Origin of the sequence: Mesorhizobium sp. NBSH29, from assembly GCF_015500055.1 — a bacterium.
Classification (GTDB): domain Bacteria; phylum Pseudomonadota; class Alphaproteobacteria; order Rhizobiales; family Rhizobiaceae; genus Neomesorhizobium.
Genome location: NZ_CP045492.1, coordinates 3,280,062 through 3,297,099, shown reverse-complemented (window position 1 = coordinate 3,297,099; position 17,038 = coordinate 3,280,062). Strand labels below are relative to the sequence as shown.

8 protein-coding genes and 1 tRNA gene are annotated in these 17,038 nt (G+C 57.7%); 4 read left to right on the top strand and 5 right to left on the bottom strand.

Annotated elements, in window-relative coordinates:
• Nucleotides 1-14: 14 nt before the first annotated feature.
• Entirely contained in the window at nt 15-431 is a 417-nt protein-coding gene (locus GA830_RS16275) for a GFA family protein (protein ID WP_195162824.1), read from the top strand.
• Nucleotides 432-498: 67 nt separating this feature from the next.
• Here the strand turns inward: GA830_RS16275 and GA830_RS16270 are convergent, their stop codons facing one another.
• A complete protein-coding gene (locus GA830_RS16270; protein ID WP_195162823.1) occupies nt 499-1,074 on the bottom strand; it encodes a BA14K family protein in 576 nt (191 codons plus the stop codon).
• Between the two features lie 163 nt (nt 1,075-1,237).
• Here GA830_RS16270 and GA830_RS16265 point away from each other — a divergent pair, with 163 nt between their 5' ends.
• The 3 genes from GA830_RS16265 to GA830_RS16255 all read left to right on the top strand — a co-directional run bounded on the left by GA830_RS16265 (nt 1,238) and on the right by GA830_RS16255 (nt 4,073).
• Nucleotides 1,238-2,350 carry an endonuclease/exonuclease/phosphatase family protein gene (locus tag GA830_RS16265; RefSeq protein ID WP_195162822.1) on the top strand — a complete coding sequence of 371 codons (1,113 nt, stop codon included), beginning with the start codon at nt 1,238-1,240 and terminating at the stop codon, nt 2,348-2,350.
• A gap of 12 nt (nt 2,351-2,362) precedes the next feature.
• Complete coding sequence (locus GA830_RS16260; RefSeq protein ID WP_195162821.1) at nt 2,363-3,088, top strand: NUDIX hydrolase; 726 nt, start codon at nt 2,363-2,365, stop codon at nt 3,086-3,088.
• A 91-nt stretch (nt 3,089-3,179) separates the two neighbouring features.
• The gene (locus GA830_RS16255) at nt 3,180-4,073 is read left to right on the top strand and encodes a PhzF family phenazine biosynthesis protein (RefSeq protein ID WP_195162820.1); all 894 of its coding nucleotides are present in this window, start codon (nt 3,180-3,182) and stop codon (nt 4,071-4,073) included.
• 501 nt (nt 4,074-4,574) lie between these two features.
• On the opposite strand, the gene GA830_RS16250 is transcribed toward GA830_RS16255, so the two are convergent.
• The 4 genes from GA830_RS16250 to GA830_RS16235 form a co-directional block, all read right to left on the bottom strand.
• Complete coding sequence (locus GA830_RS16250; protein WP_195162819.1) at nt 4,575-5,870, bottom strand: glycosyltransferase; 1,296 nt, start codon at nt 5,868-5,870, stop codon at nt 4,575-4,577.
• A gap of 344 nt (nt 5,871-6,214) precedes the next feature.
• A tRNA-Lys gene (locus GA830_RS16245) sits at nt 6,215-6,290 on the bottom strand.
• A gap of 135 nt (nt 6,291-6,425) precedes the next feature.
• A complete protein-coding gene (locus GA830_RS16240) occupies nt 6,426-8,198 on the bottom strand; it encodes a glucan ABC transporter ATP-binding protein/ permease (protein WP_195162818.1) in 1,773 nt (590 codons plus the stop codon).
• A gap of 251 nt (nt 8,199-8,449) precedes the next feature.
• Nucleotides 8,450-16,987, bottom strand: coding sequence for a GH36-type glycosyl hydrolase domain-containing protein (locus GA830_RS16235; RefSeq protein ID WP_195162817.1), 8,538 nt, complete (start codon nt 16,985-16,987; stop codon nt 8,450-8,452).
• Between the last annotated feature and the right edge of the window lie 51 nt (nt 16,988-17,038).

The following is a 17,038-nucleotide window of genomic DNA, read 5'->3' as shown; positions in this document are numbered from 1 at the left end:
TAAGGAGCAGTGTTATGTCAAAAACCTACCGTGGCGGGTGCGCTTGTGGAGCTATCCGTTATAAGACCGACAGCGCCCCCATTTTTCAAAATCACTGCCATTGCGGCGACTGTCGCAAGCGCAGCGGTACGGGGCATGGATCCTATTTGACGTTCGCAAAACGCGACGGGGTGACAGTTGCCGGTAAAGCCAAGATATGGAGCGTGACTGGCGACAGTGGCAACGACAAGCTACATGCGTTTTGCCCGACCTGTGGGGCGCCAGTTTACCTGAACTTTGTGGCTATGCCGGAGCTGATCGCGATACACGCAGGAAGTCTGGACAATTCCGGCCAGTTCGAACCTCATGCCGTAACCTACGCCGCTCTGGCGCTCGACTGGGACAAACAAAACCCCCAGCTCACGCATTTTCAACGCATGCCGCAGGAATGAACTTCACAGTAAGAAGAGGCGTCCGGAACGGGCGCCTCTTTTCCATCAGAGTATGGGCTGTGCGCAATCAGCTATAGGGAGACCAGCACTGGCGACGGGTGTGTTGCGTTGGCTTATAGGTGTTGTCCCAAGCGCGATAGGTGCGGTAGCGGCTCTGACACCAGCGGATATGAGCATTCGTAGCCCGGTGGACACGGCGCGCGGGGGCGTAGCGGCGGGGCTCGTAATAGCGATAACTTGGTGCTGAGTAGTTGAAATAGATTCCAGAGCCATAGCTGGGACCATAATAATCCGGACGGTAATGGTGCCGGCGATAGTGGCGCGCCCGATCCCAGCCACGATCGACATGATGTCGGCGCGTCGGCCTTGCTTCGTGGCGGCGCCATTCGCGTGAGCGATCCCAGTCTTCTGCCGGTCGACTGCGATATCCCTCAAACTGAATGCCGGGGCGATAGCAGTTACCACCGCTGCGCATGCAGTCACTAAAGCGGCCATCGCCCTGAACGTGAATCGTCTGGCTGGTTTTGTCAGCCGGATTGAACGTCAGCGAGGCTGGACTGGCAAACGCACCGGCGGTTGCCACGCTCGTGATGGTGAGGGCCATCAGCCCAGTGCGTACGCGGAAAACCAAATGGCAAAGCATTGCACTTCTCCGAAGATCAAAATTGACATGCCCCACGCCGCATTTTGGATCGGTGAACCAGACTGTGCCTTTTTTCCTGAACGGCGGATGAACGAGAATGTTCCTTTCTGCATGTTTTAAACGGGGTTGCCTTCAAGGTAACAGCGGGGCAAAGGTCGAAGTTATGTCGCTGCGCCTTGCCACGTTCAATGTCGAAAACCTGATGAACCGGTTTGATTTTTCCGGATTCCGCAACCAATTGCATCAGGACCGCAGCCTAGCGTTGTTCGAGATCAAGGACGAGGCAGAATATCGCATTCTCGAGCAGGCACGTGCGATCTCTCACACAGACGACACGCGCCAACTCACCGCATTATCTATCGCGGCGGCGAGGGCCGATATTCTATGCCTGCAGGAAGTCGACAATATCCAGGCCTTGAACGCCTTTGAATATGGCTACCTGTTCAAGATGGTCGGGGCGGGCTACCGCCATAAGTATCTGTCCAGCGGCAATGACAGCCGCGGTATCGATGTCGCGATCATGATGCGCGAGGAGACGCAGGATGGTCAACCGATCGAATTCGTTCGGATGACCAGCCACGCCCATTGGACCTATGAGCAGCTGGGCCTTCACACGCCCGAGCTGGAAGCAACCGGCAACAACGCCAATGAGCGCATCTTCCGACGTGATTGTCTTGAGGTTGATCTTAAGATCGGCAGCGTGCCGCTGACGCTTTATCTGGTTCATTTCAAGTCAATGGGATCGCCCCGCAATGGGGTGCCCGGCCGTGAAGCGACTATGCCAATCCGCATTGCCGAGGCGAAAGCCGTGCGCCAGATCCTCGAGGAGCGCTTTGGCAAGGACAAGGCTGCGATGAAGAACTTCGTCATCTGTGGTGATTTCAATGATTACCGGCAGCGCGTGGTCATCGGTGGCGACGCTCATTCCGGATACCGGTTCGAAGTGGCTAATGAGACCTTGTCCTGTCTGGACGTGTTATTGGCCGACGGGTGGTGCGAAAACGTTGTCGAACGGCGGCCCGAGATTGACCGCTGGACGCTCTATCACACGCGCGGACCCCAAGAACGGCACCTTTGCCAACTTGATTATCTTCTGGTCTCTCAAGGTCTTGCGCGGCGCAATTCCAACGCGGTGCCGGATATCATCCGCAACGGACAGCCGTTTCGCACCATCTTTCCGCCCGGCCAGGAGGTTGAGCGCTTTCCACGCACCGGGTGGGACAGACCCAAAGCGTCGGATCATTGTCCGGTTTCCATCACGCTTGATCTGGTCTGAGGTTTCTGACCGGTGGCGTTTGATCTTCCAAAGAAAGTGGTCTTTCCGGTCGAAACTGTCGACGTGAGGCTTGACCCGGGACCTCACCCATTTGAGACAGCGCATGGGGCCGAGATCGACCAGAACTGGCTGCACGAAAAGGCAGCCAATCCGACGATTTTTGACGGTCAGGTGGTACTTCTGGCCGGTCTCGGCCGGAGCGGACGGAGCCTTACCGGGTGTTGCCATGCCATCCGCTTCGCCACTTTTCTTTACTGGCGCCGGAAGAGCGACCATGTTGGCACCGGCCATGCATACGCGCACGCTGCGCTGGTGACGCGGGACAATGCGCTCGTGGCAATTCGCATGGCAAAGACTACCTCCAATCCCGGACAAGTGTATTTCGCCGCCGGCTCGTTTGAACCCGGCGATTTTCATGATGGGCAGGTGGACCTGCACCACAACATGGCGCGTGAGGTGCGCGAGGAAACCGGGATCAATATTAACGGGCTTCGGCGTGACCGACTTGACCATGCCTTTTCCGACAACATCGGCACCGTGCTGTTTCGCCGTTACTATCTGGCTGAAGATGCCGAGACGGTTGCCGCGCGGGTCAGAGCGTTTGTGGCCGGCGATCCGGAACCGGAGATCGAGGAGCCGGTGATCATCCGCCGTCCGGACGATCTTCCTCAGGGATTGAAGGCGCATATGAGCGCTATCATCGATTGGCACTTCCTGGAGTCGCCGCCCTTTCCCTGACGTCGCTTCTGCACTTGTCGATCCACGCGTGTGGACGATTGCGCAGATTAGACAGACCGTGGAGCTTGTCGCTTTTTAGCGGGAGCGTAGAATGACCGGCCGAAACTACCTCGTCTATGATGTCTTCACCGAAACGGTGCTCGCCGGCAATCCACTGGCTATCGTGCTTGATGCCCAAGGCCTCGACACAACGGCCATGCAGAGCATTGCGCGCGAGTTCAATCTGTCTGAAACCGTGTTCGTGCTACCGCCGGAAGAGCCGTCGCACCGCGCGCGAATCCGTATTTTCACGCCGGCGCTGGAACTGCCGTTTGCCGGACATCCGACGGTGGGAACAGCGATTGCGCTTGCCGCACGTGACGGGACCGAGACCTTCGTGCTGGAGGAAAATATAGGGCCAGTTTACTGCACCGTTTCGCAGGGGGATGCCGGCTCATCGGCGATCTTCACCCTCCCGCGTCTGGCGGAGCGTGTATTTTTTGACCCGATGCTGGAAAGAATTGCAGACGCGCTCGGGCTCTCTGTGGGCGACATAGGCTTTGACAACCATCGCCTCGGCGTCTGGTCGGCTGGTGTTCCTTACATGACCGTTCCGGTGCGCGGCTTGGAGGTCGCAGGCAGGGCGCGGATGGATGTCCATGCGTGGCCCAAACTTGCCCCTCACTTCAACGGGATGATCGCAGCGCCTTATGTCTATTGCCGTGAAAGCGTCAACGGCGCGGACTTTCACGCGCGCATGTTCGCTGGTTTTGACGGGATTGAGGAAGATCCGGCAACCGGCTCTGCGGTCGCGGCTTTGACCGGCGCGATCAACACTTATGACCAACTGGCCGAGGGAACGGTGCAGCTTTCTATCGAACAGGGCGTCGAGATGGGACGCCCGTCATGGATCAGACTTGAACTCGATATCGCGGCTGGCAACATCAAGGCGGCACGGATTGGTGGCGGGGCGGTTAGGGTTGCAGCGGGTGTTCTTTTTGCCTGATCCTTAAAGCAGGTAGGCAAAGCGTATAAAACCGTCGATGACGATCCTCGTCAGCCCGGTCTTGGGAGGCGTTCTTGCGAATGGCTTCTGCTGCGCCGCGGGTCATCGTGGGAAACCCGTTTCGAGAGTACGCTGGCGAGCGTTTTGATGCCAGGCAGCGAATGTGGCTCCAATCCACGATACGGATGCCGGCATGCATGGTGCCGGAACGGGCGTTGGCCGGCAGAGTGCAGGCGAGTAAATCCAAGCCCCTGCCGCAAAGCGGCATGCTGCTGCGCTGAAATGCGATAGTGCTGCGACTATCAGCCCAAGCAAATCCCCGCGAATGCAATAGCGCTTCGGGACTCGCAGGTCATATTGTTTATTCTGTTTTTGCGCTGTTCGGTTGGATATTCGCGGCGCAACCATCTTCGGCTGCAGCGCAACAGCGCGCGACGAGACTGAGCAGACAAACGGGAAAAAGATCCCCAGCTTACAACGAGGACGTCCGTAGTATAGAATTCAATCGTTCAACATTTTTAACTGCTGTCGTTCGATCATCGCTTCTAAACCCTTGCGATATCCAGAAGCAACAGGTAACTTAATCGATCGTACCATCAGGAGAAGGTTATAGATATATCTCCTTTTTATTCTCCTTATTTTTGCTCTGATAGACGAATTACGGAATAATCGATCAAATTTATCGATTAGTATTATTTTTTCATGTTCGAGTAATTTTTTCTGTAATATTAGGTCGTCTTTTGCCTGAGATATTGTAGATATCTTATTTTCTGTTTCGTGCGCAAGGTGTTCAAATTTCCCGAAGTGCTTCTTTAGGTCAATAACGTATCTTGAAGCCGATGCAATGACGGCTGAGGTGGTTGCCGGGCCTTCTTCGATCGCCGATTCATAGAGGCTGATCCACCGATTTACCGCAGTCCGGACATCAAGTTCCGAACGCACTCTTTGCGTAACCCGTTCAACATCAGGCCGATTTATGCGTGCGATCTCACTCAACAGCATGTCAACGGTCACGTCTCTCTGATTAAGAAGGCCAAAGCCAAAATTGCCGAGCTTATAGCGGTCAAATTGTTCGTCATCGACCCAGCCAGCCAAGCCATTCGGGTCAGCGAGAACGACAGCGCATCCCATTGCCATGCCCTCTATGGCGCAGCGCCCAAGGCCGAATACCAATCCGTATTGGGAATAAAGTTCTTCGGTGGACGAAACACTGCTTCCCATCCCAAGCCCGAATGCGTCCAAAGAAATATTTTGGGAGCGGCACGCCTCCTCAATGCGCTGATAAACGACACTTCCACGCTGCCAAGAATTTCCGATGATCAACGCTCGACGTAGTGGGGTAGGTCTGGGCTCGAAATATTTAAAGCGTGTCGGGTCGACAAAGTTGCAGATGATCGAGATACGGTTTGACGGCACCCCCGAGGTAACAAAATATTCTCGCGTCAATTCGCTTGTGGCCACAAATTGGCGCACATTTGCCAATGCGAGTGGTCGCTCCTGCCAAGGCGCCCAGCCATGGCAGGCTTGCACCACTGGCACCGTAGGGAAGTGCAAGCCAGCCGCTGCTGCATCCATGTGATGATGGGCATGGATAACATCTGGAGTGTCCGTCAGTTGAGAGAGTTCATCGATCGTTGGAACGCCAATGTTGCGGAGCATGTCTGAAACAAGGCCCAGAGTGCTGCTGTACGCAACCACCTTGTGGCCTCGTTTTTTGAGCTCGAGCGCTATATCAAAAACATAAAGCTCGCTGCCAGCCCTAAGCCCCAATGTATTATTGGTGATGAGAATTCGCACGCAGATCCATCATGTTTCGTCGCGTTCGCGATGCTGACCAGACATATGTTCTCCCTCTCGAGAGAAATCCTTCGTTCAATGTGACCGTATGTCAAGCATTTATCCAGAGGGTTTTTAGTCGATCTGAGCACAGTGATGCGAGGTTCGCGGGTGACCATCTGATTGGCTTAATTAGACAAGCATGTTCAAACCGCTCTGGCCGACAATTGAAAGCCCCTACAACGACCGTTGCAGAACACGTGGGGAACGCTGCGATTGCGGAAAAACCGTACGTGCAACGGGTCAATCCCGCCGCACTGTCCGCGTCCGTTCGAGCGAGTTCTCCGCGATGTCCTTTAAGATTGTGGTGGGTGCGACAGGGATCGAACCTGTGACCCGCTGATTAAGAGTCAGCTGCTCTACCAACTGAGCTACGCACCCACTGTCCGCGCGAGGCGGATGCGGGCATATAGCCATAGGCTCCGGGCGTGTCCAGCCCCAAACCCCGGCTATTGCCAGATCGGAAGAATTTGTTTTCCGGCTATGGTCAACGTGCCCGGGCGGAGCGCGAAAAAGTCAGGCTGCTGTCTCGACAGACACATGGCTAAGGCGGCGTACTTCTTCGTCGTTCAGCAGGCCGCCGGCGCGCAGAAGGCCTGCAAAGCGGCCGTTGCTCAGGGCCAGTTCGCGGAATGCGCCGCTCTCGATGACGCGGCCATTGTCCATGAAAATTATCCGGTCAGCGTCGCGCACTGTCGTGAGGCGGTGGGCGATGATGAACGTGGTGCGGTTTTTGCGCAGCCCGTCTATGGCGTCCTTGACGCGGGCCTCTGTCTCGACGTCGAGCGCGCTGGTAGCCTCGTCAAGCACGAGTATAGGAGCGTCCTTAAGAACAGCGCGGGCAATGGCGATCCGCTGGCGCTCGCCACCGGAGAGTTGGCCGCCGCGCTCGCCCACAACAGTGTTATAGCCGTCGCTTTTGGACAGGATGAAGTCCTGCGCTGCGGCGGCCTTGGCGGCAGCATGCACCTCGTCATAGGTCGCTGTCTCCCGGCCAACGCGAATGTTGTCCTCAATCGAGCGGTTAAACAGACCAGCGTCCTGGAACACGCTGGCAATCGCCTGGCGCAACGATTTGCGGCTGACACTGCGCGTATCAATGCCGTCGATCAGGATGCGGCCCCTGTCGGGATCGTAGACGCGTTGAAGCAGGTTGATCAGCGTGGTCTTGCCGGCACCGGTCGGGCCAACAATAGCGATGGTTTCGCCGGCATTCACCTCGAAGGATATTCCCTGCACGCCATTCCCGCATTTGGGGAAGGTAAAGCCAACGTCCTCAAAGCGGACGCGTCCGCTTACTGCCGGCAGGTCTGGTTGTAAGTCGGGTTCAGTACGCGCCGCATAGGCATCTTCCAACGCGTAGAAATCGGCGAGCTTGGAGCGGGCTTCGAACACCTGGTTGAAGAAGGCGGAAATTTGGTCGAGGCGGCTGATGAGGAGCGTCGCAAAGCCGATGAAGGCAATAATCTGGCCAATCCGGAGTTCACCCTTCGACACCAGCCAGGCACCGATGATCAATACCACCATCATCGATATGGTTGACGACAGGCGGTGTAGTGCAGATGCCAGTGCCCACCAGTCAAGCACAGGATACTGGGCGCGGATCAGCTGTTGGGTGTAGTCTTGCAGCGCCTTCGTCTCGTGCTGGATACGGTTATAGCTCTGCAAGACCGACACGTTCCCGATTGAATCGGAGACGTGGGAAAACACCTGATGGTGGTGGCGTTCGACAGCGGATTGGCCTTCCTTGGTCTTGCGCATGACGACGCGCCCGATCGCTACATAGGCGATGCCAAGGCACAACAACACCGCTGACATTCGAAGATCGAGCGAGATCGCAGTCGGGATCAGCAGGACAAGCGCCACGGCGGTCGACAGATGCTGGCGCATAAATTCCAGCCACAAGCCGAACATAGTTTCGACCGCGCGCAGCAGGGTGTGAAGCGCGTGGGAAGTGCCGCGCTGGTGATGCCAAGACAGTGGCATGGTGATGACGCGTTCAAAAGATTCAGTTAGCACGACTGCACGGCGCTCATGTGCCAACCGGTCAGCACCGCGTGCGACCAGCACGAAGGCGACGATGTTGAAGGCGCCAAGGCCGGCCCACAGTGCCAACATTGGCACAAGGTTGGAGCGCTCGGAAATGGAATCGATGATGCTGCCGAACAAAATGGGCTCGGCGATCGAGATCATGGCAAGAACGACATTTGCCAAGCAGATGAACGCGACTCGCCTTCTTGCGGGAGCAAGATAGCGCAGCGCTTTTATGTAGACTTGTATCAATGACACGATACTTACCCCGCGGACCGACAAAATTGTGCAGTGCGATAGGGGGCAGAATTATCGACTGGCTTTGCAATTTACAATGGTACCGGCAGCCGCATGTGCCCTGTTTTTGGACAAGATTTTACCGTGGCGGTAATGTGTTGTGATCGCGTAACGGACTGACAAATATAGATAAAATGGCGAGACTTTGACGAAACAAAGTCACCCGAGTGGCCAGCGCATTAGGTATCGCAGCGGCGCTGGCGCACTAAGAGTCAAGCAGTCTTGCTTGATGATGGGGATGAAATATTAAAGGTGTCGCCGCTGATCTTTTTCCCGTTGACCTCTATTGAGGTTGTTTTGTTATTCTTCCGGGAGACCTTCACGTTATATTTAGCGCCGTTTTGTTTGATCTTGACAGTATAGCTATCCCAATGGCTTGGCATATGCGGTGTGATCCTCAGGCTGTTGCCTTCTTTGTGGATGCCCAGGATGCCTTCTGTTGCAGCACGGTAGAGCCATCCGGCAGATCCGGTATACCAGGTCCAGCCGCCGCGGCCGCCCTTATCGTCACCTGAATAAATGTCTGCAGCTACGACATAGGGCTCAACCCTGTATTTTTCGGCTGCACTTGCATCTCGGGCATGATTGATCGGGTTGAGCATTTCAAAGCAGCGCCATGCATCGTCGACCCTGCCCATTTCGGCGAGTGCGATGACAAACCATGTCGCCGCATGGGTGTATTGCCCGCCATTTTCACGCACGCCGGCAGGATAGCTCTTGATATAGCCGGGCTCCTTTTCGGTGTTGGCGAAGGGGGGGGTAAACAGCTTCACGATCTGCTGCTCGCTGTCGACAAGAAGTTCCATTGCTGAGTTCATGGCGGTCTGCGACCGGGCAGGGTCGCCTTGGCCGGAAAGAACGCTCCATGACTGCGCGAGAGAATCAATCTGGCACTCGTCTGACAGATGCGAGCCGAGAGGTGAGCCGTCGTCGAAACTCCCACGACGATACCATTCACCGTCCCACGCGTGCGCTTCGAGCGCTTTCTTCAGTGACTTGGCGTGTTTGCGCCAAGCCTTTGCACGGCGGGTATCGCCACGCTTCTCGGCGAGCGGTACACAATCATCCAGCGTTTTGAGCAGGAACCAGCCCAGCCACACGCTTTCGCCGCGCCCTTCACCGCCGACGCGGTTCATGCCGTCATTCCAGTCGCCTCCGAGGATCAGTGGCAGCCCGTCAGGGCTGCTGCGGACTATCGCCAGATCAAGCGCGCGCGCCATATGTTCGTAGAGCGGTGCGGTCTCTTGGGATTGTTTGGGCGTATAGAAAGCGTCGTGTTGGCCAGGTTTTAACGCTTCGCCTTCGATGAACGCCAAGTCTTCATCCAGGATCGAGGTATCCCCGGTGACCTTGATATAATACGCGGTTCCGTATCCGAGCCAGACGACGTCGTCGGAGATAAGAGTGCGCACACCGGCACCGGTGCGTGGCAGCCACCAATGCTGAACGTCGCCTTCCGGAAACTGCCGACCGGCGGCATTGAGTATCTGCGCATGAGCAAGCTTTGGCTCATGCAGCAGCAAGGATAGCGTATCTTGCAACTGGTCACGAAAGCCAAACGCGCCGCTCGCCTGATAGAAGGCTGAGCGCGCGCGGATACGGCAGGTCAGACTCTGATAGGGCAGCCAGTGATTGACAATGGCGTTGAAAGCCGGGTCGGGCGTCTCGACCTGCAATGTATCGAGGAAGCCGCGCCATTCACGGTCGATCTCGACCAGCCGAGAGTCAAAGTCCTTCGCGCTATGGGTCGCGATAAGGGACGAGACTTCTTCGTCCGATGCAGCGTCGCCCAACATCCACAGCATGGTGACTTCGCCACCGGCCGGAATGTCAACATCGCGGGCTAGTGCTGCACAGGGGTCGACGCCTGCATCCACACGGTTGGACAGAGCGGCACCAGCAATCACGGTTTCTGGCATTTGCACGCTGCCTCTGGCGCCGACAAACTCATGCCGGTCGGCCGTGACGCTGTCTGCAGGCTTGTCGCTGGCGAGAAAGGCGACGCGGTCGGCGTAGTCGACGTTGTAGCTGTTGCGCGCCAGAAGCGCCCCGGTCGCCTTGTCCTGTGAGGGGACGATATAAGGTGCGGTGCGGGCACGGTTCGTTCCCAGCACCCATTCTGCATAGGCATAAACGCGCAGCACCTGCGGCACGCGACTCCGATTGCGCAAGACCAGTCGCTGGATCTTGATCGGATCGACCGGGTCGACAACTTGCGTCAACTCCATCGACAGATCACCCCGTTTGGCGCTGAATTTGGAAAAGCCCTGTCCGTGGCGCGCTTCATAGGTGATCGCCGGGTCGTATGCCACTGCAGCAAAGGGCGAGAAGGATGCCCCTGTCTGGCGGTCGTGGATATAGATGGCTTCACCCGGCCGGTTGGTGACCGGATCGTTCGACCACGGGGTGAGCTGGAAGTCACGGCTGTTGCGGCTCCAGCTGAACGATGCGCCTTCGGCCGATGTGTGAAAGCCAAACGCCGTGTTGGCGATGACGTTGATCCACGGCTGAGGGGTGGCACGCGTTTCGCCCAGTTTGACCACATAGTCGCGACCGTCGCGGTCGAAACCGCCAAACCCGTTCCAGAACAACAGGTTTTCTGGATCGACTTTGGCGACGGCGCTGCCGCTTTTGCTGCCAGCAATAGCTGGTTGTTGTTTTGGTACGCTGGCGGATTCCGCCAGAGCAGCAAGGGATGCATCGCGGGTTGCCAATGCGGTGGCCTCGGCGCGTTCCAACTGGTCGAAAATGGTCCCGTTGCGGGTGTGAAAGACGATATGAGCCGCCCCGATCAGGGTGCGGTAGGAGGTGTCGTCCATCAAGTCTCGGCGTACGGCGAAGATATGCTGGCGAGGTCCCAGTTCACGACCGCGCAGGCGACCATTTTCACAGTGGAATTCAATCGCCTGCTGAAGATCCTGTACGTAGGACGACGACTGCTCGTTGAGGATGACCAGATCAGCAAGCAGGCCGCGGGAGCGCATATATTCCTGGAAGCGCAGCGCCTGTGCCACGATCTCCAGATCGGCCTGATCGCCGATGCGCAGGACAAAGATCGGATAATCGCCTGAAATCGACATCGGCCATAGCGTCGATTGCGACCCCATGCCGGCAGCGATCGTATCGGCCTGGGCGCGTACGGATGGGTCGGGATAGAGCAGGTAGCGCGCAAGCTTCTGCACATTGGCGGCCTGGGTGAGGGTGAGGCCGATATGACGGGTCTGAACCTGTGAGGCTGTCCAGGACAGCATTGCCTGACGCGAAAAGGCCTCGCGGTGGTCGAGGCGACTGATGGTGTCATCTACCTCTTCGCGGTTGGCGCCGACGACGGTCCAGAAGGTGAGTGTGACCTTTTTGCGCGATGGCACGCGGATTTTCCGACGGATGGATGCTACTGGATCGAGCACAAAGCCATCGCTGCCCCCGAGCTTCGCACCGGGATCAAATGCCGCTGCACTGGCAATGGTGCGGCCGCGGCCAATGAAGGCGCGGCGGTCCGTTTCGGCTTCCACTTCCCGCCCAAAGCCCGAGCCACCGCTGACAAAATGGCCATACGCGATATCGGGGTCGTTATGGTCACGTTTGCGGCGGGTCGCAAAGATAGCGCGCCGATCCTTTGAAATTTCCGTCTTCACGAACATTTTGGAGAAGGCTGGATGGGCGCTGTCGGTAATTTCGGGTGCGATCGACAGTTCGGCAAACGATGTCACCTCAATGACGCGGTCGGTCGGTCCTTCATTGGAAATCACGATGCGGCGACCTTCGCCGTTGCCTTCGGCGATGACGATGCACTCTACCTCGCTGCGCAGCGTGCCGACTGTTTTTACAAATGTTGCTTTGTCGTCCGCAAAAATCGTCTCCAGAGTTTCGCCCGGCGCTTGTTTGGGCTCGGCGGTTGCTGACCACCAGTCGCCGGTTTCCCTATCTCTGATGAACAGATAGCTGCCGAGCCGGTCTTCCGTCGGGTCCGGGTGCCAGCGCGTGACGGCAAGATCGTTCCAGCGGCTGTAGCCGGATCCGGTCGCCGTCACCATCACGGAGTAGTGTCCGTTAGACATCACGTTGGTGGAGCGCAGCGCCCTGAGAGGGTTGAGGATTATGCGGGTATCTGGGCTGATCTCCGTCACCTCGACTTTGGTGCGCTCGGAGGCTTCCGACTTGATAAGCATCACAGGGATGTCGCGCGGTGCCTTTTCCTGCAACAGCAGTTCTGCGGCCTCGATTACCGGGTCGCTGTGGAAGCGGTCGCGCATGCGGCCTTCAAAAACGGCATTGGCAATCGCCACGATAGACATGCCCTGATGATGGGCCATGTAGTTGTAGACGATGGCGCGGCGGTCGCCATCGGGCACACGCTGCGGCGTGAAATCGACGGCATCATAGTACCCGTAGCGACCGAGCGCACCGATGAGGCGCAGCTGTTGAAGGTTGTCGACAGCCTGACGCGGCATGAATTGTGCCGCCAGCACTGTGGCGTAGGGCGCGATAACCATGTTCTGGGCAAGGCCGCGCTTAAGGCCGAGGCCGGGCACACCGAAGTTGGTGTATTGATACGTCATTTCGCGGTCACGACCGTTGTAGGCCGCTTCCGAAATGCCCCACGGAATGTTCCGCGAGCGCGCATACTGGATCTGACGCTGGATGATGAGATGGTTGGTCTGATTAAGTATCCCGCCCTGCGGTTCCTTCATCACCAGGGGCGGCATCAGATACTCGAACATTGAGCCGGCCCAGGACATCAGAGCGCCGCGGAAACCAATTTCGACCAACGGGCGGCCAAGCCGGAACCAATGCTCGGTCTGGATATCGCCCTTGGCGATGGCAAACAGGCTGGTCAGGCGGGCCTCAGAAGCGAGTAGATCGTAGCAGCTTTCGTCAAGCTGCTGCTCGGTCACCCGGTAGCCAATGGACAGAAGCTTGCGATCTTCCCTCAGCAGGAACGAGAAGTTCATCTCGAAAGCATATTTGCGGGCGCGTTCGCGTAACGCTTCAAGGGTCTTGCGAAAGGCGGCAAGTGTTGGCTGGTCGCTGTGAGAATCCTGCACATGGGCCTCGCAGGTGGCTTCCAGCCGCGCCGCCCAGCCGGCAAGCTCTTCGCTGCGCGGCATGCCGATTTCTGAATGGATGGTGTCTGCAAGTTTTTTCAACTCGGCTGCGATCACGGCGAGGTTGATGGTGCGGATCGAGGCCAGTTCCGGCTCGTTCTTGATGGTTTCCACCGCACGGCGCATGCCGCCAGCACGGTCGCGCAGACGCTTGCGCAAGGGGCGCAACTGACGGCGGTCGTCAGGTACGGAATCGAGGCTTTCCTCAAGGATCGACAGGGTATCCAGCAGTCCGTCAAAATCGCCTTGCAGGTGAACCGCAGGGGATTCAGCCCATTTCTGGCAGGCTGCCGCAACTGCGATCAAATGTCCGGCAAGATTGCCGCTATCGACGCTTGAAATATAAAGCGGCAAAAGCGGCTTCAGCGTTGTCGTTTCATACCAGTTGTAGAGATGGCCGCGGTGCCGTTCCATGCGCTCTATGGTGGCCATGGTAGCGTCGATCCGGCTGATGGCATCGGCAAGGCTGATCCAGCCAAAATCGCGGGCTGAAACCACCGAAAGCAGATAGACGCCGATATTGGTGGGCGAGGTGCGCGGTGCGACGACCGGGACTGGAGTCTCCTGAAAGTTATCGGGCGGCAGCATGTTGTGCTCGGCCGTAACGAAGGTTTCGAAATAGTGCCAGGTACGCCGTGCGATGGAGCGCAGCCGCCAGCGGTCGCTGTCGGCGATTTCCAGCCGGTCCTCGGTTTCGGCGGAGCGGCTGACCAGCCATGCAAAGGCCGGCGAAAGTATCCAGAAGGCTGAAAAGATCAGGCCCAGAAAGAAGCCGGAAGAATCGTTCAGAAGGGAAGGGACCGGCCCAAGAACACCTATCACCACAGCGCCATACATGGTGGCGTAGTGGGAGCCAACGCCAGTGCCGCGGCTCTTGCCCGCCTGCGAGGCAGTTTTCCATTCGAGCAGGTTCTTGCGGCTGATCAGCATACGGTAAAGAGTGCGAACAATTGCATCACCCATCGACCACGCATTGTCGGCGATCAGAACGATTTTCAGCGCTACCTGCGCGGTGCCGAAAGCGATGTCGCGGAACAGCGCGTTGAGATGGCCGCGCACGGTGGTTTCGCGGCTGCTCGGGAGCAACGAATCGACCACGTCGAAGGTGAGGGCGATGAACATGCTGAGGATTAACAACGCCTGCCATTGAACAGCGGCGCTAAATGGCAATAGGCCCCATCCGGCGATGGAAGCCAGCACCCAGGCAATCGGGGTAAGTGAGCGACGCAGATTGTCGACCATCTTCCAGCGCGACAGGGCAGGAACACCTGACCTGGGTTTGAAAATGAACGGTAAAAGCTGCCAGTCGCCGCGAGCCCAGCGATGGTGGCGCGACGCGTCGACTGTGTAGTGGGTTGGATAGTCTTCGACGACCTCGACGTCGGTAACCAAGGCGGAACGTGCCCACGAGCCTTCTAGCAGGTCATGGCTCAGCACCGTGTTTTCGGCGATGCGCCCAGCAAGAGCGGCTTCCATCGCGTCGATATGATAGAGACCTTTGCCGGTGAAAGTTCCATCGCCAAAAACGTCCTGATACAGGTCAGAGACAGCAAACACGTAAGGATCAAGGCCGCGGTTGGCCGAGAACGCGCGCTGAAAGAAGGACGCGTCATCACCGGTGGTCAACGACGCGGTGACGCGCGGCTGCAAGATGCCATAGCCGGCGATTACCCGCCCGCTTTTCGGATCTGTAATCGGGTGGTTGAGCGGGTGTGCGAGCTTGCCCACCAGCCGGGTGACCGCGTCGCGGGTGGTGCGCGTGTCGGCGTCGAGCGTCATCACGTAGACCACATTGTCCGGCAGCGGCGCGTCAAGCGGAAGGAAAGTCGTGTCCGGGTCGCCGCGCAACAGTCGGTTCAACTCATGCAACTTGCCGCGCTTGCGCTCCCATCCCATCCAGCAGCCCTCTGCCTCATTGTAAAGGCGACGCCTGTGCAGCACATGGAAACGTGGTGTCCCATCCATCGGATACAGCGCATTCAGCTTACCAACTTCAGCACGCGCAAAGTCGAGCAATTGCAGGTCTGACGGCTTTTGTTCCACATCGCTGTCGGCCCAGTCTGAGAGCAAGGCAAACCGGACATCGCCCTTGCCGTTGGCCAGGTAGTGAACCTCGAGATTGCGCAAATTCTCTTCTATATCCTCGCGTGACCCGATCAGCGCGGGGACCACGACCAGAGTGCGCTCGCTGCTTGAAAGCCCGGCCTTGTACTCATAGCCAACCAGGCGGGTCGGCTTGAGGAACAAAAGCACCATGGTGTTGAAAAGACCCAGCGTCGCGTCGGCTGCCGGAAGCGCAAATGCGATCAGCATGGCGGTCACGGCAAAGGGTGACAGGTTAAGCGCAAACAGGGCCGCCCCGGTTACCCAGAGGAAGAGAGAAGTCAACAGGAAGCAAGGTACGGCAATGCCGGCCCAACCGGCGTGCTGGAAAGATCGGTTGATGCGGCGGCCAAAGCTCGGGCGATAGCCGATAGCTGTTTCCAGCTCCTCCCGGCGCGGACCCACCAACCAGAAGCCGACGTCATCGGCTGGCCGGGTCTCGATCACGTTGGAGGTGGCATCATTGTCGGTGGCCAGTTTCAGCGCGCGCTCGGTGACGTCATACTCGGGCAGCTTCGACCGACGGGCGAGATCCTCGATGGCGGTACGGTAATGATCGCGCGATTGAAAATCGAGGGCGGCAAAATCCGTGTTTTCGCGCAAGAGTGCATCGACACGGCTGATGCCTTCGAACCATTCGGTCCAGTCAACATCGTTGATCTTGCGCAGTCCGCGGATAATGTTGCCGGTGGTGACGTTTCCATTTGACAGCGTACGGTGTTCGGCAATGATGATCTCTTCGGCATCCGAGCCCGATTTTTCGAGCTCGCTTTCGAGCCAGACCAAAGCCTTACCAGCGTTTTGCGAGCCGTCGCGCAATCGGTAGAGCAATTGCGTGGCAAATGTTGTGTCGCGCGCGAAGGAAGCATAGGAGGCCAGAACGGCTTCGCCTTCATCGTCCGTAGCAGCGGCCAGAACCTGATCGGCAACAGCGTTAGCACTTCCCCGCAGTTCGCGCGCACGGTTGACGCGCAGCGCCAGGCGGCGAAGATTCTCGATCAGCACAAAGCGCAACAGCGAAGGCAGGGCCCATAATTCGCCGATGCGTAGCGGATCGACCGACTGGTATCCTTCTACGACATGGGCGAACATATCGTCCGAAACCATGCTGTCGGCGTGGGCGACGTAAAACCATGCAAGCGCCAGCGCGCGTGGCACCTGTCGGCCACCAATATTGATCGTCGGCAGTTCGGAATAGAAGCGGCGCGGCAGGTCGCGGCGGATCTGGTAGATGGTTTCCTCGACCAGATAGTGGTTGTCCAGCAGCCACTGGGCAGCCGGGGTTATCGGCTCGCCGCGCGACTGGGCTTCATTGGTCAGGCGGTAGACTTCAAGAATTTTTGCAGAGTTTTCGCGATTGCGGGTCTGGAAATCGAAAGTCTCTAGGCCGTGGAATGTATCCAGTTCACCGCGTGCCAGGCTTTCACCGAGCTTTCTGAGTTTATCATCCGGAAGAAAAGTGGATCGAATCGGGAGTTCGGCGTTGGCAGGAAGCGGGTGAATGCCTTTGCCCAGTTTGGAGGGGTCACTTCGGAGATTCATTCAATACCAATCCATCCAACAAAAAGGGTTCCGCATCGTCGCCGACGAGAC

Bases quoted from the DNA above. Each gene is read 5' to 3' on its own strand.
- GA830_RS16275 (WP_195162824.1), top strand. From the start codon at position 15: ATGTCAAAAACCTACCGTGGCGGGTGCGCTTGTGGAGCTATCCGTTAT.
- GA830_RS16270 (WP_195162823.1), bottom strand. From the start codon at position 1,074: ATGCTTTGCCATTTGGTTTTCCGCGTACGCACTGGGCTGATGGCCCTC.
- GA830_RS16265 (WP_195162822.1), top strand. From the start codon at position 1,238: ATGTCGCTGCGCCTTGCCACGTTCAATGTCGAAAACCTGATGAACCGG.
- GA830_RS16255 (WP_195162820.1), top strand. From the start codon at position 3,180: ATGACCGGCCGAAACTACCTCGTCTATGATGTCTTCACCGAAACGGTG.
- GA830_RS16235 (WP_195162817.1), bottom strand. From the start codon at position 16,987: ATGAATCTCCGAAGTGACCCCTCCAAACTGGGCAAAGGCATTCACCCG.